Annotated in this window: 14 protein-coding genes; all 14 read left to right on the forward strand. The window is 51.1% G+C overall.

Annotated features, from left to right (window positions below; all coding sequences use genetic code 11):
• Positions 1–2: 2 nt before the first annotated feature.
• The 14 genes from lacZ to SH580_RS21520 all read left to right on the forward strand — a co-directional run bounded on the left by lacZ (position 3) and on the right by SH580_RS21520 (position 22,049).
• Positions 3–3,137: a beta-galactosidase, LacZ type gene (lacZ, locus tag SH580_RS21455; protein WP_319832854.1), complete on the forward strand. Its 3,135-nt coding sequence runs from the start codon at positions 3–5 to the stop codon at positions 3,135–3,137.
• 94 nt (positions 3,138–3,231) lie between these two features.
• Positions 3,232–3,915 carry a hypothetical protein gene (locus SH580_RS21460; RefSeq protein ID WP_319832855.1) on the forward strand — a complete coding sequence of 228 codons (684 nt, stop codon included), beginning with the start codon at positions 3,232–3,234 and terminating at the stop codon, positions 3,913–3,915.
• Positions 3,824–5,284, forward strand: coding sequence for a sensor histidine kinase (locus SH580_RS21465; protein WP_319832856.1), 1,461 nt, complete (start codon positions 3,824–3,826; stop codon positions 5,282–5,284). Before SH580_RS21460 ends, SH580_RS21465 begins: the two co-directional genes overlap by 92 nt.
• Positions 5,285–5,289: 5 nt before the next feature.
• Positions 5,290–5,952, forward strand: a complete 663-nt coding sequence (locus SH580_RS21470; RefSeq protein WP_319832857.1) for a response regulator — start codon at positions 5,290–5,292, stop codon at positions 5,950–5,952.
• 128 nt (positions 5,953–6,080) lie between these two features.
• Positions 6,081–6,788 (forward strand): PEP-CTERM sorting domain-containing protein, encoded by a 708-nt coding sequence (locus SH580_RS21475; protein WP_319832858.1) that lies wholly within the window; start codon positions 6,081–6,083, stop codon positions 6,786–6,788.
• A gap of 87 nt (positions 6,789–6,875) precedes the next feature.
• On the forward strand, positions 6,876–8,642 hold the full coding sequence (locus SH580_RS21480; RefSeq protein WP_319832859.1) for a sialate O-acetylesterase: 1,767 nt from the start codon (positions 6,876–6,878) through the stop codon (positions 8,640–8,642).
• A gap of 152 nt (positions 8,643–8,794) precedes the next feature.
• Positions 8,795–9,424 (forward strand): PEP-CTERM sorting domain-containing protein, encoded by a 630-nt coding sequence (locus SH580_RS21485; protein WP_319832860.1) that lies wholly within the window; start codon positions 8,795–8,797, stop codon positions 9,422–9,424.
• 99 nt (positions 9,425–9,523) lie between these two features.
• The gene (locus SH580_RS21490) at positions 9,524–12,721 is read left to right on the forward strand and encodes a sulfatase-like hydrolase/transferase (RefSeq protein WP_319832861.1); all 3,198 of its coding nucleotides are present in this window, start codon (positions 9,524–9,526) and stop codon (positions 12,719–12,721) included.
• 78 nt (positions 12,722–12,799) lie between these two features.
• A complete protein-coding gene (locus tag SH580_RS21495) occupies positions 12,800–14,287 on the forward strand; it encodes a sulfatase (protein ID WP_319832862.1) in 1,488 nt (495 codons plus the stop codon).
• Positions 14,288–14,331: 44 nt separating this feature from the next.
• Positions 14,332–16,380, forward strand: a complete 2,049-nt coding sequence (locus SH580_RS21500) for a Sip1-related alpha-galactosidase (protein ID WP_319832863.1) — start codon at positions 14,332–14,334, stop codon at positions 16,378–16,380.
• A gap of 25 nt (positions 16,381–16,405) precedes the next feature.
• Positions 16,406–17,965: a sulfatase-like hydrolase/transferase gene (locus SH580_RS21505; RefSeq protein WP_319832864.1), complete on the forward strand. Its 1,560-nt coding sequence runs from the start codon at positions 16,406–16,408 to the stop codon at positions 17,963–17,965.
• Positions 17,966–18,002: 37 nt separating this feature from the next.
• On the forward strand, positions 18,003–19,013 hold the full coding sequence (locus SH580_RS21510) for a hypothetical protein (RefSeq protein WP_319832865.1): 1,011 nt from the start codon (positions 18,003–18,005) through the stop codon (positions 19,011–19,013).
• 13 nt (positions 19,014–19,026) lie between these two features.
• On the forward strand, positions 19,027–20,619 hold the full coding sequence (locus SH580_RS21515; protein ID WP_319832866.1) for an alpha/beta hydrolase fold domain-containing protein: 1,593 nt from the start codon (positions 19,027–19,029) through the stop codon (positions 20,617–20,619).
• A gap of 59 nt (positions 20,620–20,678) precedes the next feature.
• Entirely contained in the window at positions 20,679–22,049 is a 1,371-nt protein-coding gene (locus SH580_RS21520; RefSeq protein WP_319835029.1) for an arylsulfatase, read from the forward strand.
• Positions 22,050–22,103: the final 54 nt, after the last annotated feature.

Raw genomic sequence — 22,103 nt, forward strand, 5'->3', positions numbered from 1 at the left:
TCATGCTCATTAAAAAACGAAACTTACTACTAAGCACGTTGCTGCTAGCTGCGCTTTGTCATTCAGCATCAGCCGTTGATTGGGAGGACCAGAGTATTTTCCGCATCAACAAGGAAGCGCCACGCGCGGTATCAATGCCGTTCCCGACTGCGAAGGAAGCAGTCAGTTTGAAGCGCCTTGAGTCGCCTTATGCCATGCTCTTAAACGGCGATTGGCAGTTCAATTGGGTGAAGCATCCAGACCAGCGGTCCGTTGATTTCTACAAGACTGATTATGATGCCTCGTCGTGGAAAACGATCAAGGTGCCATCCAATGTCGAACTCGAAGGCTACGGCACGCCGATCTATACCAACCAGCCATATCCCTTTAAAAAGAATCCTCCTTTCGTGATGACAGAGCCGCCGCGGCGTTTCACGAATTTTGACGAGCGCAACCCGGTGTCCTCTTATCGTCGCACGGTCACGCTCCCCACTGAGTGGGAGGGACGACAGACTTTCATCACCTTCAATGGTGTCAATTCGGCCTTCTACCTGTGGGTCAATGGACAAAAAGTTGGTTATTCTCAGGACTCGCGCACCCCGTCCGAATTTAACATCACCGAGTATCTGCACGAGGGCGAAAACCTGTTGGCAGTGGAAGTGTATCGAAATTCCGACGGCACTTACCTCGAAGATCAAGACTTCTGGCGACTCTCCGGAATCTTTCGAGATGTCTATCTCTGGTCGAGTGCGCCTCTTCAACTACGCGATTATTTCGCACGTGGTGGTCTTACGGACGACTACAATAAGGGCACCTTCAGCTTTGAGGCTGATGTTCGAAACCTGACCAGTCATGCTGTCGTTGATTACCAGCTTGAGGTGCAATTGAACGATTTGGAGGGCAAGGAAATCTTTAGTCATTCACTTAAAGGAAAAACTGGCAGCACTAGTGAGTTCACCTTGGAGCCACTCGATGTGCAATTCTGGTCGGCCGAAGCCCCGAATCTCTATCAACTGATCATCGAACTAAAAGATGCCTCAGGCACGATTGTGGATACCTATGCACGAAAGGTCGGCTTCTCGCGCAGTGAAATTAAGGACGGTCAATTACTCGTCAATGGCCAGCCCATCCTGATCAAAGGCGTCAACCGCCACGATCACGATCCCGACACGGGGCACTACATCTCCGAGGAGCGGATGCTGCAAGACATCCTCATTGCCAAGCGTAACAACATCAACGCCATCCGCACCAGTCACTACCCGAATGATCCACGATTCTATGAACTCTGCGATGAATACGGAATCTACCTCTGCGCCGAGTCCAACATCGAATCGCACGGTATGGGGTATGGCAAAGACTCACTCGCTAAAGATCCCACATGGCAAGCGGCCCATCTGGACCGTGTCATGAACAATGTCGAGGCGTTCAAAAATCATCCCTCGATCATCATCTGGTCGCTCGGCAACGAGGCAGGAGACGGTGTCAATTTTGAGGCCTGCTCTACCTGGATCCGTGAAAACGAAGACAGCCGAGTCATCCACTACGAAGGCGACCATGCGGTGAGCCACGTTGATTTTTACGGTCCCATGTATGACTCGCATCAAAAAGTAGTTAAGTATGCGATCGCCCAAAGTAAGAAGCCGCTCTCGGCACAACATCCAGTCATTCAGTGTGAATACTCCCACGCTATGGGGAACTCATCCGGCGGCCTCGCCGAATACTGGGATGATATTCACAAATACCGAAATCTTCAGGGAGGCTTTATCTGGGACTTCATTGATCAGGGATTGCGCCAAACTAAAACCGTCAATGGCGTGACCCAGGAATTTTACGCCTACGGCGGCGACTTCGGAGACAAGCCAAACGACGACAACTTCTGCATGAACGGTATCCTCAATGCCGATCGCGAGCCTTCGCCGCAATTGCAGGAAGTCAAAAAATGCTACGAAAACGTCTTCATTAAAAACCTAGGTGCCGGCCGCTTGGAAATCACCAGCAACCGTTTCTTTACGACATTGGACGACCTTGAACTTAGCTACGGCATCCTGCTCAATGGGGAAGGGGAACTCGACAAAGTGCTCGCGCTTCCTGCGATTGAGCCAGGGCAGTCTGCGATCGTAGAGATCGATCTACCTCAGTTTAAGCTCAAGCCAGGCGTCGAAGCCGTGCTCTCCATTGAAGTGCGGCTTAAACAAGCGACCTCTTGGGCCGAGGTAGGGCACCTCGTGACTTGGCAGCAATTCGTGCTCTCTGGAGATGCTACTCAGGTTCTACCCGAAGCTTTAGCTCCGACCGTGACCTATCAGCAAGTGAGTGGGCAGACCATCGTCACTGGCGACGGCTTTCAGGTTCGTTTCGATGACAAGACCGGAGCCATCGGCCAGCTCGAAGTTTCGGGGAAGTCGGTGTTTGTTAAACCGCTGCAACTCAACTTCTGGCGTCCACCAGTAGACAATGACCGTGGCAGTAAACTTCTCGAGAAATCTAACATGTGGAAAAAGGCCGGCGCCCAAGCACAGGTCCAATCCGCCGAAGTGAAACAAGTCGGCAACGATGTGATTCTTAACTATCAGCTGTCGATTCCGGTCGGGCAAACGACTGCTCAGCTGATCTACAAAGTCTCCGCAGGCGGCGCGATCTTTGCCGATGTCACCGTCACTCCAAAAGGTAAAAACCTCGGACCAGTCATACCGCGTCTAGGCATGCAGGCTCAGGTGAGCAAGGACTTGGTTAACTGGTCGTGGTATGGTCATGGCCCGGATGAGACGATGCTCGATCGACAGCGCGGCGCCCGCCTCGGCAAGTGGTCGTTAAACGTTGCAGACGCGTGGTATCCTTATTCCAAACCGCAGGAAACTGGCAACCGCACTGGCGTTCGTTTTGCCAGCCTCAGGGATGATGCCGGGGCTGGTCTCATTATTCGCGGTATCAATGCACCGCTTAATATGTCCGCATATCCCTTTGCGATGAGCGAGCTCGACGCAGGACATCGTCACCCTTGCGATATTAAAACAGGCGGCGTTGTCACGCTCAACATCGACCATGTGCAAGTCGGCGTCGGAGGTGTCAACTCCTGGAAGGCGTTGCCACTCAACCAGCACATGACGAAGCCGAACAAGCCGTACCGCTGGCAGTTCAGTCTGCGCGCACAGCCTTAATCCGATCCTAAATGATAAAACATCAATCCGTATTTTCACAAGAATTCATGCGCACCAGGATATACAACCTGTTTATTTGAATTTCGTTTACTCAATGGATCCGTATATTATAAAATTACGTATTCTGAAACAGCTGATTTCCATTACTTCCTTACGTCATTTTCTTTTTGCATGGGTGTTATCGGCACCGCTGTTTGCTTTGGCGGAGCATGTCGCCCTGTGGGATATTCCGCAGGTGCAGATTGATTTAAAGCAGCGTATCATTGATTTGACTACTGAGATGCAGAATCTACCTATTCCAGGGGAACCGCTGCAGCATGAGGCGTTTGGCTATCATAGTAGCTTTTTACCGGAATTGGATGTATTGCCAAAGGAGCCTAGATGGACTGTGGAATTTAACTTCCGCGGGCACTTGCCTTTACAAAAGTTGATCTTGATTCCCGCTTACGACCGTCGTTTTGAGCGTTCGAAAAATTATGGATTCCCTAAGCGATTTCGAATCGTTTGGATTCGTGCGGAAGGAGAGGAGACCGTTGTGGGCGAATGGATGAATGAGGATTGTCCGGATCCTGGCTGGGCACCTCTGAGCATTCCCTTTCCGGAGGTGAGCGGCAAAGGACTGAATCGTATACGCATCGAAGTTTTCCGTGGCGTGGAGGATGGCGGGCAGGAATATTTCGCTTTAGATGAAGTGTTTGGTGTCATCAGGCGATGCGTGGCTGGCACAGTCGATTCAAACCAGTGGTGCGCTGGAGTCGCGACCTTATTGGAGCCCTGATTACCTGATCGACCAGCGAACGAGTCTTGGTTTACCGTTGCAGCCTGCGCGATCCGATATATCATCGACTGGCATTCCCGATTTTAGTTCAGTCTTGGAGGTGCCTCCAACGCAAGCGCTGGTGATCGAGCTCGACCTTGGCCAGGAGCTGGAGGTGGGGCGCTTGCATCTTTTTCCAGCCACGCCGATCGATGGGGTGCTGATTCCAAATTTCGGATTTGCTCGATCAATTGAAATTGCATTCTTTAAAGAAAAGGGCGATGGGACTGCTGCGATACGGAGAAGTTGGTTTAAGAGAATCGGGAAGTTAGAGCCCGGGAATAATGTGATTCGAGTGCCGACTTTGGGTAAATATGCACGCTGGATTCGCATCACTTTACATGAGCTACCGCTACATGATGGTCAACCAGTGGTCGGCTTCGGGGAAATTCATGCATTTAACCAAGGCGTGCCACTGGTATTCGAATCTGTGACGCTTTCCGGATTCCCCACATCCGCCGATGAGATGAAAGATCGCTTGATTGATCTGGAGGTGGATGGGCGCAGGGTCATGCTTTTCCACGACTGGTTGCAAGGGCTTGAGCGTCGTCAGCAGCTGAGTCGCGAATTGGCAGCTGTAAACAAGCAACTGACTGAGATCACCACGCGCTGGCAAGGCTTCTGGCGCGGCCTGATTGCTGCGCTGATTTGTATTCTCATTCTATGTGCGGTGAGTGTGACGAGCTATACGCTTTGGCAACGTAAACGCAAGGAGGCCGCGCTGCGTGAGCGTATCGCGATGGATCTGCATGACGATATCGGTAGTCGCGTCAGTGCGATGGCACTCGGGGCGACTTACATCCAACGTTTGGCAAACGAAACAGCGGTGATCGAACAAGGCGGTAAGTTGCGCCGTTTAGCGGAGCAGATGCAGTCGGCACTCTCCGATGTGTTGTGGTTTACGGATAGTGAAACCGACACTCTCCATCAATTGCTTTCGCGGCTTGAGTCGATTGCAGAGCAGGTCGTTTCGACCGAGCAGTTAGAACTGCTCGTTACCGACATCGATAAGATGCCAGACTCCAAAGTATCCGTCATGTTTAAGCGCGACACGATGCTCATTTTCCGTGAGATGGTGAATAACGCGGCAAAGCATTCCGGTGGGGATCTGGTGCAAGTTAAATTCGTCTGGAAGAAGCCGTATTTAACTATTTCCGTGCGTGACAATGGCGCTGGCTTTGACATCGCTGAGGTGAAGTCAAAGCAAGTGGATCGTCCGCAATTAGGCATTAGTAGTATGGCTCGGCGCGCCGATCGAATCGGCGCAAGGCTTGTAATCGAATCCACGCTCGGGCAAGGTAGTGAAATCATGCTCCGTATTCAGCTTTAATCAATATGACGACTCCAAACCCACTGAACGAAACGACGACCGTCTGGATTATCGAAGACAGCTCTGACTATGCAGAGCATTTAGCTAATTTGCTCAATTTGGAGGAGGGACTGAATTGCGAACAGTCCTTCGGTAGCTACGATGAGGCGCGTTCTTTTCTGAAAAATTCAATGGTGCCGGATGTGATACTCCTCGACCTTAACTTGCCCGGTATGCATGGGCTCGAGGCGATTGTGGATTTGAAGCAGAACTATCCCGAAATCCTGATCGTTGTGCTGACGATCGCTGGCAAGCGGCGTAGTGTTTTCGATGCCATGCGGGCTGGCGCGGTCGGGTATCTCCTTAAAACTGAACCTTTTGAGGTCATTGTTAAGCAGATCCACGAGGTGATTGAAGGAGGGATGCCGCTCAGTAGTGCCGTGACGCCCTATGTCGTGGAGTTATTAAAATCAGCGCCAGATCGTGTCTCGAATCTCGACCTGACGAAGCGGGAAGTCGAAATTCTCAATAATTTGGCGAATGGTTTGCAGCGCAAAGAAATCGCCGACCAACTTTCGATTGCGACGGTCACAGTGGACTACCATTTGCGCAGTATTTACCGAAAGTTTGGGGTGCATTCGACACCCGCAGCAGTGGCTAAAGCCTTCCGTGAAGGCATCTTGAAATAGCGAAAGTGATCAGGGGAAGGGCGAAGAGACTACGAGAAGTTGTAGTGCGAACTACAGATCCCATAGTTTGTTTTTTGATCAGGTTTGGTGATTAATTCGGTTCAACTTCTAATTATCCCACAAAAAACATGAAAAAGATAACGCAATGTGCCTTACTTGGAGCGAGCTTATTGGCTACTGCGGCAGCGAATGCAGCAGTCGTTCTGATTGATTACGACGATGGTGTCGTTGGCGGCGGTCACGATGCCTCCGTAAAAGCCGGTGATTTCGATACCTTGGCGGCGACAACTGGCGCTGGTTGGGATTTAAACCTCGGAACAGGCGCGTCGGAATGGGCCGATAATCTGTCCTCAGGTGTGGGTAGTAATGGAAACTTAATCATCGGCGCCGCGAGCCTTGCCCCCACAGGCCCTAAAGTGCCTGGCATTGACACAGGCGCCACCATCGCGCTCGGACAGACCTTTGATGCTTCCTTCATGTGGAGAGATGCGTTCAATTGGGATGCCGCTGACACTGTTAGTATGGTATTCTTCTATACGGCTGATGATCTGATTAACGGCACCGCAACAGATGTTTTGACACTCACATCTACCGCAACGGACATTGCTGGTGATTGGGATACTGAATCAATCACAGCTGCGAGCTATGAGATTGATGTCACATCCGCTGTCGGTAAAAACTTATTTGTCCGCTTTGATACAAGCGCGATTGATGGTGAATTCGCCCGCTTGGACAATGTTTACGTTGCTGCGAGTGTTATTCCCGAACCTGGCACCTATGCTTTGATCGCAGGCATGCTGGGGCTTTGCTCAGTGATGTTGCGTCGCCGCCAGTAAGTGCCGCCAGCTAGACCTGAGTCGGTGATTTTCATAGACCCTGCCTTTCTAGGGCAGGGTCTTTTTTTGCCAACAAAACACGACGAAATGACTCTTTTATTTAAGAAATCGAGCCGCATTGCCTTTGTGATTACTTTCTTTCTCTGCAGTAGTCGCGGCACGGCCGACTTCATCTACCCAGACAGCTTATCGACGGATGGCGGGCAGTTCAATGCGAGCTTTCCAGTCGAGAATTTGACAAATGAAAGTCTCACCTTAGCCACCGACACCATCAGCGCGACGGCGGCAAATTCGGGCCTAGCCTATGCCACGGCAGACCCTCCCGCAGGGGGATACCCAGTGACGGTCATCGTTGAATTTAATTCGGAAACAGACCTCTCTGCCTTTTACCTCTGGAATAATTCGACGAATGCCACGATCGCCAGTAAAGGCATTCAGGATTTTACCCTAAAGTTCTATGATGCGCCTGGCGGCGCGACTGGTGGAGGCGCTCAAGTAGGAGCTGATTATAGCGAAACGGCAACCGAAGGCCCCACGACTGGAACCTATGCGGCGGAGCAGTTTGTGTTTGAATCCACCTATGCGGGCGTTCGCTCTGTGGAGTTGATTATTACTAATAATTTCTTGGGGAGTTCTTGGGTGGGGGCCCGTGAGTTAGCCTTTGAGGGGAGGAATTCACTGGCAGATCCATCCGTGACCCGTGTGCTGGTTTATCTTGTCGGTGGCCAGTCGAATGCTGATGGATACGGAATCGCTTCCGAATTGCCGATCGCCGATCAGGCGCCGACGCCTGAAGTTAGGTTTTATCATGGCAACGGAGGCGGGGAGAGTCCTTTGGCTGCCCACGAATGGGTCGACCTGCAGGCCGGCAGTGGCAGTAAAAGTGGGAACGCCGGTGGTTTTGGACCTGAGTTACAATTCGGGCGTGACGTGCATGCTCGACTTGGCGCGGAGAAAAGCCGCATCGCCATCATCAAACATACGGTGGGCGGAACCAATCTCTATGCTGATTGGATCGCTGGTGGTGATGCGTCCACTTCCGGGGACGGTGCCATCTACCAAGCTTTCCAATCGACGGTGGCCAATGGTCTTGCGGGCTTGGTGTCGTTTTTTCCCAATGCCATCATCCAGATCGAGGGCATGATTTGGCATCAGGGAGAGGGCGATGTGAACGGCGGTGAGCATAACAACTATCAAACAAATTTAACCAACTTCATCGCGGACCTTCGTTTGACCTACGGCAGTGAATTGCGGTTTGTGATTGCCCAGCTCTCGAACAGTCAATGGTCGGCTGGGGATGCCACCAAGCAAGCGCGCTGCGACGTCGTTCAAGCCGCCCAACAATCCGTGGCCGATGCGTCCGCCTACAATGGAATGATTGCGACTGAGGGGCTCGCCCCCAGTGCATCCGGGGGGATCATTCACTTTGCTACGGAGGCCTATCTCACGACCGGAGCGCGATTTGCTGAGGCGATGCTACGCTTACCTATAACGGATACGGACGGGAATGGGCTGGATGATGATTGGGAAATCACGCATTTCGGAACTAAAGGCCAATCACCCGGCGACGATTCGGATTTTGATGGGTGGAGCAACCAGGAGGAACACGACTGGCAAAGCTCTCCCGTTTCGGCCAATTCAAGGCCCGTAGTCACGATCGGGGACGCAGGCAATACTCTGGAATGGACCCCCGAGAGCGGACGGCGCTATTACGTGCAGCAATCCACCGACCTGTCGGCTTGGACCACGTTCGAATCCTTTATCCCGTCGACTGCGCCCGCACTGCAGAGCTGGACGCTGCCTAATCTTCCTGCGGAAACACAAGTGTTCTTCCGTGTCGGCGTGCAGCGCTAGAGCATGACGTGAGCTTATCGTGTCAAAGGAGGAGAATCGCCCTACGATAAGTTGTAGCACGAACTACTGATCCCATAGTTTGTATTTAGCGCCTGTTTGCTGATTAATTAGAAACTTCACTTCTATTAAACCTTAAAAATATGAAAAATAATATGAAAATATCATTCAGCCTTGTGTCATTAGTCGCCGCCAGCCTGACCGCCAACGCCAGCGACGTCATTGCCGACGGTGGCTTTGAAGGCGTGACTGCCGCGAATGGCACCTTGCCTGCCTCTTGGACGGGCGCTGGGGCGAGTTGGGGCACTGCTGATAGCGCTGTTTTAGGCGCAAATGATGGCGTTAATCGAGCTTTCACCGGTGATCTCACTTCCACCCTCTCTCAGTTGACCAGCACAATTGCTCTTGAAGGCGACATCGTCACCCTCGATTTCTACGGAAACGCAGCCAACAACGCGCCTGGTCGCATCTGGAGTGGCACGGTGTTCCTAGACGGCGGATCAGGCACTAAAGTGGATCTCGGCACAATTGACCTCGCGATGGACACCACCCAGGGGTCTTGGCAACAAGCCAACATTGCTGCGACTTCATTCACCGTCACGTCTGCAAATCTCATTACTGCAGGGGCAGGGGCGACTTATGGCGTCGAATTTATCCAAACTGGATCATCAGGCTTCGTGGGGCTTGATAGCGTATCTCTCACCATTGTTCCCGAACCTGGCAGCTATGCATTACTTGCTGGTTTGACTGGCCTTGCTTGGGTCATGGTGCGTCGTCGCAAGTAAATGCTACCACTTCGCTGTTAGTCAGTAATTTCCATCGACCCTGCCCTTCGGGGCAGGGTCTTTTTTCTTTCTTATCAGGCTTCACGACATCGAGTGATTATGGAATTTCAAGGAATTTACATCTTAATGCTGGCCGCTGTGTCACTCTGTTCGAGTGTCGTTGCTCAGGCTCAAAGCGAGGCGCCGCGCCCGAATATTGTTTATTTGTATGTCGATGACATGGGCTGGGGATCTATTGGGGCCAATGGACAGGATGAGCGTCGCGCAGCGGGCTTGGCCAATGTGCTCACTCCAAATATTGATCGCTTAGCCGAAGCCGGAGTGAACTTTCAACGCGCGTATGGTGCCACCGTTTGTTCACCCGCGCGTTCTTCACAGCAGACTGGTTTTCACCAAGGCCATAGCTACGCAGATCGTAACGATACCGACAATGCCCAGAAGGCCATGCGTGCCGAAGACTTGACGATGGGCGACGTGCTCAAAGCTGCTGGGTATGTAACGGGTTATTGGGGCAAGTGGGGCTACGGTGCGTCCGATTCGCTCAACAGCCCCGTGCTGTTAAACCAACAGACGCTGCCGCATGAACATGGCTATGATTATGTGCTGGCGGAGTTGCATCATATTCGTGCGCACTCTTACTTTCAGCCGACGCTATGGTCCTACAAACCAGGAGACGCCAACCTGAATTTGGTGACGAACACTTTAGCCGCTTACGCCAACAATCCAGATTACCCAGAACTGCCCGCCAGGCAAAGCGACGCTGCGTATCCATCGACCGCATACTGCGACGATACGTATGCCTTCGCGGCCTTAGATTTCGTCCGCACGCAAGCACAGCAATACAATGCCGACGGCACACCATTCTTCGCCTTGTTTGCCTCACAGATTCCGCATAGTCCGTATAATGACATTATCGACTTGCCGGGCTGGGACGATGCGTATGACGGGGATGCCGAATTTGCCGCGCTTTCTGCTGATTCAAAGCAATGGGCAGCGATGGTCACTCGAATCGATGCACACTTAGGTAATATTATAGCTGCTCTAGAAGACCCGAATAACGATGGCGACACCTCCGATTCCGTTGCCGACAACACCATTGTCATCTTTATGTCTGACAATGGTGGGCATACTAATAATTCACGCACGGAATTGGACGCGAATGGTGGCTTGAAAGGCTACAAAACTCAGATTTGGGAGGGAGGCATTCGAGTGCCAATGGTCGTGCGCTGGCCGAGCAAAATTACCGCTAGCTCAACGCTACAAGTTGGCACGGATACGCAAATGGTGGTGGACGTGACTGACTTATTACCGACCTTCTGTGACCTCGCAGGGGTGGAAACACCGCTTGGTTTGGATGGCGTGTCAATTGCGCCGACCCTCTTGAGTGAAGACGAGCAACGCCCTCGCGATTTCATTATTCACGAGGCTCAGCCAGATCGTTCGATTATTCACGGCGATTATAAATTGGTCGACGATAACGGCACTTTAAAGCTCTACGACCTCGTCAATGATCATGACGAATCGACTAACATCGCCGGAGCCAATGCGACACTCGCCGCGGAGCTCTCCACGCTGCTCTATGGGGAACGTGTGGCTGAGCCACAGTGGTTTTCCATTACCTACCATTCGTGGATGGGAGCCGACGGGGCAGACGCGTCGACCGCTGTGAACTGGTCGGATTACACCTATACCAACAGCCTCAACAGTGTGACTTATCAAAGCGATACGGGTGCACCGCAGCTTAGTTGGATCGCTCAGATGGAAAACACTGGAGGCAGTGATCAGACAGCATTGGCAGATGCTGATTTGGAGTTTCTTGGTTTGGAGATTAAAGGTGCGTCTGGCGTTGCGAAGCAGATTTTCGATGTCAATTCTCATCATATCGTCGGACGCAATGAAATCCGTGTGTCCGCGCATGGACAGATACAATTAGCTGGAGGCACCTTGGAGTCGCTGCGTTGGTTGGATTTGAAAGAGGCCGGAGAGTTGTCCGGGCATGGGAAGGTCGCGGCCGCTTGCTATAATGCGGGGGCATTGACCGTGATTGGGGGCGATGAAACCACTGTGCCGGCTAGCAGTGGTGAGCTTCTTCAAAACGGAGGCTTCGAGTCGGGGAGTGGTCATACTTATAGTTCGACTGACGCTTGGTTTAACTACGGCGGTGATCAAAGTTTAGACGCACGCAATACGATCAACGCTCAAGCCGGAAGCTACCGCGGCATCGTGGGGGTGAATGGCAGCGGGATTGTCTCCTCGCCCGCGGTCGATACAGGCCACACCATCCAACGCGGGGATGTATTTACCTTGGAATTTTACTATGCCGGTGCGAGTGGATGGGATCTTGGTAGCGATACAATCACGGCCTCGCTTTACTACGAAGATGGTGGTGAGCAAACACTTGCCAGCTTCGAGGTCACGCCCACGCAAAACTTTTCCAACGGCTATGATTTGTCGGCAAATAATGTGATCAACGCAACGCCGAGTTCCATTGGGAAGCAGTTGTTCTTACGATTCGAATCGACAACCGCCACTAACAGTGAGTTCGCTGCGTTAGACGGGATAACACTCAGCTTCATCAGCGAGGCGGGTGTCGTGCCAGCCGACCGTGTGCTTGTCATCGATGGTTACTATCGTGAAACGGACACTGCGAGTGTAGAGATTTATCTTCAAGGAACTGGCACCGCTGGGATCGACTATGCTCAAGTTCAAGTCACAGAAACAGCGACTTTGTCGGGCATGCTCGCTGTGACTGTGGATGCTGCGCTCAGCCCGCAACTAGGCGATGCCTTCGAGGTCTTGACAGCTGCTTCGATTGTTGGGCGTTTCACAAATCCGGACGACCTGGTGGAGGGCAGTGATGGCACCTTATTTGCGATCACATATAGTCGTGATGCAGTCACATTGACTGTGACTGAGCGAACCAGTCAGGGAACGCCTTATTCATGGCTGGATCAACACGGGCTGGTTCTCGGTGGTGACTATGAATCCGCAGCATTAAGTAACGCTGATGGTGATAATTGGCTGGCCTGGGAGGAATTTATTTTTGGAAGCGATCCGAATGATGGCAGTTCAAATGGCGATTTTAAAATTCTCGATGTCGGAGAAACCGCGCCTCAGTTGACATGGGCAAGTGCGGCTGGGCGCGTCTATGATGTCTTGCACTCGCCTGATCTGATACAGGCATTTTCTGCGCTGAATACAGAGAGCCTCGCCGCCACGCCTCCGCAGAACAGTTATACCTTGCCTGTTCCCTTAGCCGACAAAGCATTTTACCGAATTCAGGCCGAGCTAGAGTAGTGGCATTCATCACTAGAATCACTCATTCTGGCTATATTCAGTGTCGCTTAAATAGTCTATATTTGTGACTTGAATTTCATGAAGAAACGATTTAGACTACTGACTACTCAGTGCGCTGGTTTGATGGCCCTGCTTGCGCTCGCATCTGGCTTCAGTGCTGCCACGGCTTCCGAAGATCGACCGCCCAATGTGGTGGTCTTTCTCGTCGATGATTTAGGCTACATGGATATCGGTGCAAATAACCCCGATTGTTTTTATGAGACACCGCATGTGAACGCCTTGGCGAGATCCGGCATGCGCTTTACGAATGGGTATGCCGCCAATCCGGTTTGTTCTCCGACGCGTTACAGTTTGATGACGGGCAAGTATCCGACTCGGGTAGGGGCGACCAATTTCTTTCCCAAGGATGTGGCGAAACTACGCAGTGGCCGGTTTAAACCAGCCCCACTCGTCACTAAGATGCCTCTGGACGAAATTCCATTGCCTCAAGCCTTAAAGGCTAAAAATTATGCGACCTTTTTTGCCGGGAAATGGCACCTAGGTGAATCCGAGGAATATTATCCGCAGAATCGTGGCTTTGATGTGAATATTGGCGGTTATAGTGCGGGGGGGCCTTACACTGGAAAGAAATACTTTGCGCCTTTCGAGAATCCTCAGATGGAAGAGAGCCCCGAGGGCGATCACCTGCCGGATCGCCTGGCACGTGAGACCGCTGTGTTTATTGAAGCCAATAAGGATCAGCCATTCCTCGCGTATCTATCATTTTACTCAGTGCATACGCCTTTGATCGGGCGCCCTGATTTGGTCGAGAAATATAAGAAGAAAGCGGCCTTGATCGAGGGAGAAGAGTTCAGCGTGACGGAATCAGAAGTCACCGGGAGGCGGGGTGTGAAGACACGTTCCTTACAAAAGCACGCAGTCTATGCCGCCATGGTGGAAGCGATGGATTTAGCTGTGGGTAAAGTCTTACAGCAACTTGATGATTCAGGTGTGGCCGACAATACCATCGTGATATTTACCTCCGACAATGGTGGACTCTCGACGAGTGAAGGCTCACCGACTAGCAATTTGCCGCTGCGCGGTGGCAAGGGCTGGGTCTATGAGGGCGGCATACGCGAGCCATGGATTATTCGTTATCCCGGCGTGACAGAAGCCGGCTCGATCAGTGATGAAATGATTTGTTCGATTGATTTGTATCCCACGGTGATGTCGGCGGTTGGCGTCGAAACATCGCATGTCATTGATGGCATTGATATTACGAAAGCACTTGAGGGAGGATCGCTTGAGCGGGACACACTCTACTGGCATTACCCGCACTACAGTAACCAAGGCGGCATCCCCGGCGGCGCGATCCGTGTGGGTGATTATAAATTAGTCGAACGCTATGAGGATGGCGAAGTGATGCTCTTCAACTTAAAAGAGGATTTGGGTGAGCAGCACGATTTATCAGCCCAATTCCCTGAGCGTGTCACACAGATGCGTGCCAACCTACACGCATGGTATGACAACGTCGGCGCTAAATTCCTACAGCAAAAAGGAAACGGCCCGGAGCCGTGGCGTCCGTAGTCGACAGCCCATGCCCACTTAATTTGAATAATAAACAATCATACATGATGAAAAAATGTCTATCCGTGGCCCTGGTCGGCTTGATTTCTGCCAGTGCACTTCTGGCGCAAACGATACAAATTACTTCTGAACCGACTGGCTTCATTATAGAGAAGGATGTGAATCTACAGCCAAGCAAGAGTGGTGTCGTGCTTTCGCGTGAAGTTGCGTTGCCAGCTTTTGAGAAGGGTGCTTACTATCGCCCTTTTTCGGGGGGAGTCGCCAATGGTAATCGTGTGGAAGCGGTCGCTTTTAACTCTCTCGTAGATCTGCAGGGATATAAGCCGTCCAAGACGAGGTATAAGCATAACTCTGTTCAACGGGGGCAGTTCATTTTGCTTCAAATCAATGAAGGGCAGTATCTGTCGATCATCCCCATGTTGTCGTCGGAAGTATCTTCAGAGTTTTTCCTCGAAAATGCGAAATTGACGCTTCGGTCGTCGACTTACGGCACCGAGGATGTGGCAGGTGATGTGCCATTGTTACTGTGGGCCTATGGCGACTCGCCGTATGCCGCTACGCACGCAGCCTGGAATATGGTGATAGAATCGGGCTTTGTCGCTGCGGACTGGCGCTCGAATAAAGAATTCCCGGTCGAGCCCTATGGTTATCTCGGCTGGTGCTCGTGGGAATTTTATAAGACTAGAATTTCTTCAAAAATCCTAGTCGATGCGGTGCATACTATCGAAGCGAATGATGCTCCGATTCGTTGGCTGATGGTGGACAACGGTTACTTAACTCAGAAGAATAGTAAGATCATCAATTTCACACCAGACGTCAAAAAATTTCCCAATGGATGGGAAGAGCTCACTTCGTTGAAAAACCCTGATGGCATTAAGTGGATGGGTGTTTGGCGCAATATGCTTGGGTTTATGGGGGCCATTTCACCCGAGCATACGATGACAGATCTGACTCCGAACCTGATGCCGAGTGCGAACGGGAAAACCATGCTACCAAAAGATAACGCCGCTGGCGCAAAAGCGTTTTATGAGAAAATGGTGAAAGATTCTAAGGAGAGTGGTTTTGATTTTACCAAGGTCGACTTTCAGTCGCGTGTCCCGGAATTCTATAAGGGCACTGCGAACGCAGTGCGTGCGACGCGCTACAACAACGAGGCACTCGAAGCCGCGACCAAGAAGTATGACATGCCGCTGCTGAATTGTATCGCGCAGCCAAATATCAACTCGTTTCAGACGAAATACAGTGTGGTGACTCGTTCTAGCCCTGATTACAATCAGGCAGATAAAGACAAGAACAAGTGCAACACTTACCAGAGCTTTGCCAATCACTTGTGGATGAGCCAAACGGTGTGGGGCGATTTGGATATGTTCCACACGCATGACGAGCGTGATGTGCAGTCGATGTCCGTCGCGCGAGCAATCTCAGGAGGCCCTGTCTATATTTCGGACGAGCCAAACAAGATCGTCGCTGAGAGGCTCATTCCATTTGCTTACGAGGATGGTTTGTTGCTACGCACGCAGGCACCGGCAACATTGTTGCCGGAGAGCTTCTTCATTCACCCGTTTCGTGACGCAGAGGTTTTCCGCGTGATTGCTCCGCTCGAAGATAAGGTGGCTGCGATTGCGTTGTTCAACTTCTCGGAAGTCGAGAAACCACTCGTGAGTTCGATCTCTGCGAAGGACTACCCGTATGCGGGTGAGTTATTGCAGCCGAGTGACGGCCCTTGGACGCAACCTGAAGAAGGCTTATTGGTCTATGATCAAGCTGCTCAATCAGTGGTATCTTTAGACGACGATTTGACTGCTGAAGTTGAGAGCTTTGGTGCAAAATTGTTCCTCCTTTACCCGAAGACACAAGGCTGGGCGGTGATCGGCCGCACTGACAAATACTTGCCGAGCGCTGCGGTGAAGGTGCAGTCCGTTTCGAACGACCAGGTGGTCTTTACCCTGCACGAGTCGGGGCCGTTGGCGATCTGGAGTGATCAAGGTGCACCGAAGATGAAGGGCGCGACCTTTGAGCTGATTGGCGAGAACCTTTATCTCGCGGATCTTCCTATTGAAGCGGGTGCGCAAGAACTCACTGTCACACGATAGACGTCAATCGAGGAAAGGTCATATAGTGAAGGTCAGAAAAAAACTGCTGCTAGCACTGTGTGCGCTGTCTCTTTTCGGGATGTCAGTCGCCTCGGCCGCTAGGCCCAATATTATCAGCATCGTAGTGGATGATATGGGCTACTCGGATCTCGGCAGTTATGGCGGGGAGGCGGAAACGCCGAATATTGATCGTTTGGCGGCAAAAGGCTATCGTTTTACAAATTATCGCACCTATCCTAAATGTATGCCGACGCGCGATTCGCTACTCTCCGGCCTACATGCGGAGCCACATGGCGTCATGGAGCGTGCGGCTACGATTGGTGAAGTGTTGAAAGCGCAGGGCTATCAGACCTATTTCTGTGGGAAAACACATGGTGAACTCATTCCCGAGTTGACCGATGTGCTGAACAAGGGCTTCGTTCGCAGCTTTGGTAACACCGATGGCGGTAACTATTTTGATCACAATGTGCGACCGAATTACTTAGACGGGGCACTTTGGGAAGCAGATCGACCTTATTATAAAACCGATGTGCAGACGGATTTTGCCTTGGAGTTTATTGATCAATACCAAGTCGACCAGAAGCCTTTCTTTTTGCATCTGGCCTATCATGCCCCGCACTTCCCGGTGCAGGCGCACGAGAAGGATATTCAAAAATACTTGGAGACCTATATGGCTGGGCCTGATGCACTACGCAAAGCCCGCTTTGAGCGGATGAAAGCGCAGGGGATCGCGCCCCCGGAATGGAAGCTTTCACCGTCGGTCGCTTCACAAGCCGCATGGGAGGCTCTGAGCCTGGAACAGCGCGAGCAGGAAGCTCGAGTGATGGCCACACATACGGCCATGATTGATATCATCGATCAGAATATTGGTCGTCTTTTGGAAAAATTGGAGGCCATGGGATGCGCGGATAATACCATGATTACCTTTGTCTCGGATAACGGTGGAACCCGTGAAGGTGGCAAAGGAATCTGGACAGGGTTTAGGGCTTCACGCATGGGAAAGCGCTACGATCGCAAGGCCGTGATCGGTTCGATCGATTCGCACTGGCAAATCGGCGCTGCTTGGGAAAACCTAGTCAATACGCCATTTTGGAAGGGCAAGAATACGGGGTATGAAGGCGGCGATTCAGCGCCTTTGATCGTTTATTATCCGGGACTGATGCAGACGCCCGGGACGATTTCCCGTGCCGAGGTTGCTGTTTGGGATCTGTATCCGACGTGGTTGGATGTTGCAGGCGCATCGTATCCGGAACAGTATAATGGCAGAGAGTTAGCCCCCTTGGTCGGCACAAGTTTATTGCCCGTTTTTCAAGGGCAAGAGCTGTCTGAACGTTCTTTTTATTTTATGTGGCGCCAAAACAAGGCGTTCATTCATAAGGGATGGAAACTGGTCAGTGGTAAAAGCGGTAAGCTGGGCAATCTGCCATGGGAACTGTATGATTTGAACGAAGATCGAGCCGAACAGCACAATCTCGCAAAGACACATCCAGAAAAGCTCCAAGAAATGGTTAAGGCTCTGCATTTGCATTTAGGGGAAGATGCGATGCAACGAATAAACCAGTCTTCTGAACGTAAAAAAAAGTAGTCATGATGGTCAGTTATTTAAAGGGGATGAGAACGTGATGAGAAAAAGTAAGCTGCACTTTATTGGAATATTGTTCCTGGTCTCCTTTGCTTCGGTTGAAGCAAAGGAGATCAATATTCTGTTCATGGGCAACAGTTTCACATTTCGCCATAATTTGCCGGAACTTGTTAAGCAGGTATTTGAGGAAGGGCAGCCTGAGTTGACTGTGAATGTTGAACGTGTTGTCTATGGTGGGCAGGATCTATTTCGGCATCATGACCTTTATTTTTCGGAGTCGATGGTGCGGCTGAACAGTATCACTGTCGCTGAAGTAGAGACGTATATTGAGCGCATCCATTCCTTGAAGGCGATGAAACAAGCGCCCGATTTTTATACGGCCTACTTTAAGAGGTCAGGGCTCAAGCCAGGGTGGAACAGGATCGGTAAAATCTTGGGAGATGCGGCAAAACAGCAGCAGAAATTGATCACACGTATTGAAGCCGGCGACCGAGTGAAGTGGGACTATCTAGTGCTGCAGAGCTATAAGGACGTAGTCGATAATGTGGATGCAGGTTATGCTGAGTATGCGCAGAAGTGGGCGAAGGTCGCCGAGCAAGAAGGCATCAAAGTGATCCTGTATATCACCGCGCCCCATGCGCAAAATAGCGCCCCAGTTTCGGAGCCACTTGAGTTGACTCAAACCGAAATGGAGATGGAAACGATTCATAAACTGGTTGAACGTATCAAGCCACATGCCGTTGTTCCAGTTGGACTGGGGATTAAAAACATCCAAGAAGACGGGACAGACCTGAAATTTCGCTATAGAAAAGACGCTCATCCGAGCCAAACCTCTGCCTTTCTGGCTTCCAACATGTTTTATGCCGCTTTTTTCAAGGAAAGCACCGAGGGGTTTAAATACAACGCGGTGACTGAAACGAAGCTAGATGGTCAAGGCAAAGATCCTAATGGCGATCCTGCCAGAGTCGTATTTGATGATGCGACTAAGATACTACTTCAGAAAGCTGCTTATGATGCTGTGATCGAGTTTAATGCAGCAGGCTCGATCTAACTCTTGTTAAACTATGAAAGCATTCTTATTTGGTTTTATCATCACGCTTATTAGTGTTTGTTTCGCTCCATCAGCGACTGCTCAAAATGGTGCAGGTCTTGGGGAGAGCGAGCGGGTCTCCTTATGGCCGGAGGGAACAGCGGGCGTGGATCGGAGTATTGCGGAAAAGGTAAAGACCACTTCGCCGAAGCGAATTTTCAATATTCACAATCCCAATCTCAGTATCTTTCGCCCGGAGAATCCCAACGGGGCAGCGGTAGTGATTTGTCCTGGGGGAGGCTATCGTATCTTGTCGATCGATAATGAGGGGACAGATATCGCGAAGCGTTTAAATCGTGAGGGAATCACAGCTTTTGTTCTGCGTTATCGCTTACCCACGACTCGTGGTGTAGACTTTAAGCATCCCGTTCCGCTCTCGGATGCGCTTCGTGCGATTCAGTGGGTGCGCTTTCATAGTAATGATTATAACATCGACGCAAATAAAGTGGGTATTATGGGCTTCTCTGCTGGTGGGCATTTAGCCGCCTCTGCGGCGACACTTTATGCTGACTACTCTTTTGGAGAGGATGCTGTATCCACAGTTTCATCACGTCCTGATTTTGTTTGTTTGGGGTATCCAGTGATCTCAACCAAGAAAAAGATCGCCCATGGTTGTATCAATTCCTTGAAGAAAAATTCTTTGCCGCCGAGTCAAGTGTGGAAGCTATCTTGTGAAGTGAATGTCGATGCCAACACCCCGCCTACGTTTTTGTTTCATGCTAAAGATGATCCTGGAGTAAAATACCAAAACAGTGTCGTCATGCATGAGGCATTGCAGCGTGTAGGCGTGCCTACTGAATTAAAACTTTATGAGCAGGGCAAACATGGGTTTGGCTTGGGAGTGCCGGGGACTGATAGCATCCATTGGCCTGAGGATTTTCTATCTTGGATGGAGGCACAGGGATACATTCCAGAAAGCAGTGCGTTCTATACACCTGAGGAAGATTTACAGGGACTCGAGGTCAGAAGCGAAACAGTTTCCGGCCTGCCAAATGTGCTCATCATAGGAGATTCGATCTCGGTTGGATACACTCAAGTGGTTGTCGATGCGTTGCAAGGCGTGGCAAATGTGACGCGCATTCGCGAAAATGCTGGCGACACGAATCGGGGGCTGGTAAAGTTAGATCGATGGCTCGGGGATACCGAGTGGGATGTGATTCACTTTAATTGGGGCCTGCACGATCTGTGCTACCGACACCCTGACGCGAAAGTTTATGGAAATCGTGATAAGGTGAACGGCACGCAAGCGGTTCCGCTGGCTGAGTATACGAAGAATCTAGAGCAGCTAGTCATACGTCTTAAACAAACGGGGGCTCAACTTGTTTGGGCTTCGACGACCCTTGTGCCCGAAGAAGAAGCGGGGCGTTTCGTCGGCGATGAAGTTCGTTACAATGAAGCTGCTGCTGAAATCATGCTACATCATGGGATACCAATTGATGATTTGCATGCGGTTTCGTTGACGCTCACCAGACACTTTAAGAGGCCCGGCGATGTCCATTTTTCTAAGGAGGGCTATCAGGCCTTAGGCGAGCAAGTGGCCGCTTCGATTGAACCATTTTTGAAATGAATGATATGCATACCGAACTTAACAGAATTGGCATCTTTTCATTCGCACTGTTCATTGTGATGACATTGACGTGCGCCAACACGTTGCCGGCGGCGACTGTAGCGAAACCGCCCAATGTGATCTACATTCTTGCCGATGATTTAGGCATCGGGGATCTCGGTTGCTATGGGCAGCAGAAGTTGAAGACGCCGAACATCGACCGCTTGGCGGATGAAGGCATGCTGTTTAGCGATCATTACTCGGGGAATACTGTATGCTCGCCCTCGCGTGCGGTGTTGATGACCGGGCAACACCCAGGACACGTGCATTGCCGTGGTAATGGGGACGAGAATGGCTTCGCGCTCGATCCTGAGATGGTGACGCTGCCGCGTTTATTTAAGAATGCGGGTTATGCAACGGGTGCGTATGGCAAGTGGGGCTTAGGAGAGACACATCTCGAAGGCGCTCAGAATCCATTGACACACGGCTTTGATCATTTCACCGGGTGGAAGAGTCAACGCATTGCCCACACCTATTATCCTAGTAGCATTGTGCGTGATGGTGAGGAGATCCCGCTGGAGAACGGGACCTTTGTGCATGATATGATCATGGCAGATGCCTTTGGCTTCATTGAAGAAAGCGTTGATTCCGAAAAACCGTTCTTCTGCTACATCCCGACTGCAGTGCCGCATGCCGCCATGCACGCTCCACAGGAATTACATGAGAAATGGCGCAAGGTGTATCCACAGTTCGATGGGAAAATTGGTAAGTATAGCGCGGGGGCTCGTGATAAATGCCCCCCGGTGCAAAACCCGATCGCTGGCTTTGCGGCAATGATGGAAAACTTGGACAATCAGATTGGCGACTTGCTCGACATGTTGGTTGAACTCGGAGTCGATGAAAACACAATCGTGATCTTTTCCAGTGACAATGGTTCGCATATGGAAGGCGGTCACAATCCGAAATTTTGGGACTCCAATGGCCCGCTGCGTGGGCATAAGCGTGATGTGTATGAGGGCGGTATTCGCACGCCGTTTTTGGTGCGTTGGCCTGGGCAGATCGAAGCGGGTAGCCGCAGCGAGCACCTCAGTGCCTTCTGGGACATCGTGCCCACGATGGCAGATCTGATTGGCCAACCGATCCCCGAGCAAACTGACGGTATCTCCATCGTGCCGACTCTTTTGGGGAAAGGTGAACAACCGCAGCACAAATACATCTACCACGAATTCATCATGGGAGATGCCAAGCCGTATCATTCTCGCTCGCTTCGTTATGGGGACTGGAAGGTCGTCCAGACGTCTAAATCCAAAAATGGTGGTGGTTTAAAATCGATTGAACTCTACAATCTAAAAGATGACATCGGCGAAACCAAAAATCTCGCCAAGCAGTATCCCGAGATCGTCACTAAGATGGAGGGCTTCATGGACGACGCGCATACCCCGTTAAACTAAGTGTGTAGTTCGAAAAAAACTACGTCGCGCTAGGGAAATAATATATTTTGTAGA

The organism is Coraliomargarita algicola, from assembly GCF_033878955.1.
Lineage (GTDB): Bacteria > Verrucomicrobiota > Verrucomicrobiia > Opitutales > Coraliomargaritaceae > Thalassobacterium > Thalassobacterium algicola.

Excerpts from the sequence above, each read along its gene's own strand:
- SH580_RS21500 (WP_319832863.1), top strand. The coding sequence starts at position 14,332 with ATGATGAAAAAATGTCTATCCGTGGCCCTGGTCGGCTTGATTTCTGCC.
- SH580_RS21475 (WP_319832858.1), top strand. The coding sequence starts at position 6,081 with ATGAAAAAGATAACGCAATGTGCCTTACTTGGAGCGAGCTTATTGGCT.
- lacZ (WP_319832854.1), top strand. The coding sequence starts at position 3 with ATGCTCATTAAAAAACGAAACTTACTACTAAGCACGTTGCTGCTAGCT.
- SH580_RS21470 (WP_319832857.1), top strand. The coding sequence starts at position 5,290 with ATGACGACTCCAAACCCACTGAACGAAACGACGACCGTCTGGATTATC.
- SH580_RS21515 (WP_319832866.1), top strand. The coding sequence starts at position 19,027 with ATGAAAGCATTCTTATTTGGTTTTATCATCACGCTTATTAGTGTTTGT.
- SH580_RS21480 (WP_319832859.1), top strand. The coding sequence starts at position 6,876 with ATGACTCTTTTATTTAAGAAATCGAGCCGCATTGCCTTTGTGATTACT.
- SH580_RS21495 (WP_319832862.1), top strand. The coding sequence starts at position 12,800 with ATGAAGAAACGATTTAGACTACTGACTACTCAGTGCGCTGGTTTGATG.
- SH580_RS21490 (WP_319832861.1), top strand. The coding sequence starts at position 9,524 with ATGGAATTTCAAGGAATTTACATCTTAATGCTGGCCGCTGTGTCACTC.
- SH580_RS21520 (WP_319835029.1), top strand. The coding sequence starts at position 20,679 with ATGACATTGACGTGCGCCAACACGTTGCCGGCGGCGACTGTAGCGAAA.
- SH580_RS21460 (WP_319832855.1), top strand. The coding sequence starts at position 3,232 with ATGGATCCGTATATTATAAAATTACGTATTCTGAAACAGCTGATTTCC.
- SH580_RS21485 (WP_319832860.1), top strand. The coding sequence starts at position 8,795 with ATGAAAATATCATTCAGCCTTGTGTCATTAGTCGCCGCCAGCCTGACC.
- SH580_RS21465 (WP_319832856.1), top strand. The coding sequence starts at position 3,824 with ATGAAGTGTTTGGTGTCATCAGGCGATGCGTGGCTGGCACAGTCGATT.
- SH580_RS21510 (WP_319832865.1), top strand. The coding sequence starts at position 18,003 with ATGAGAAAAAGTAAGCTGCACTTTATTGGAATATTGTTCCTGGTCTCC.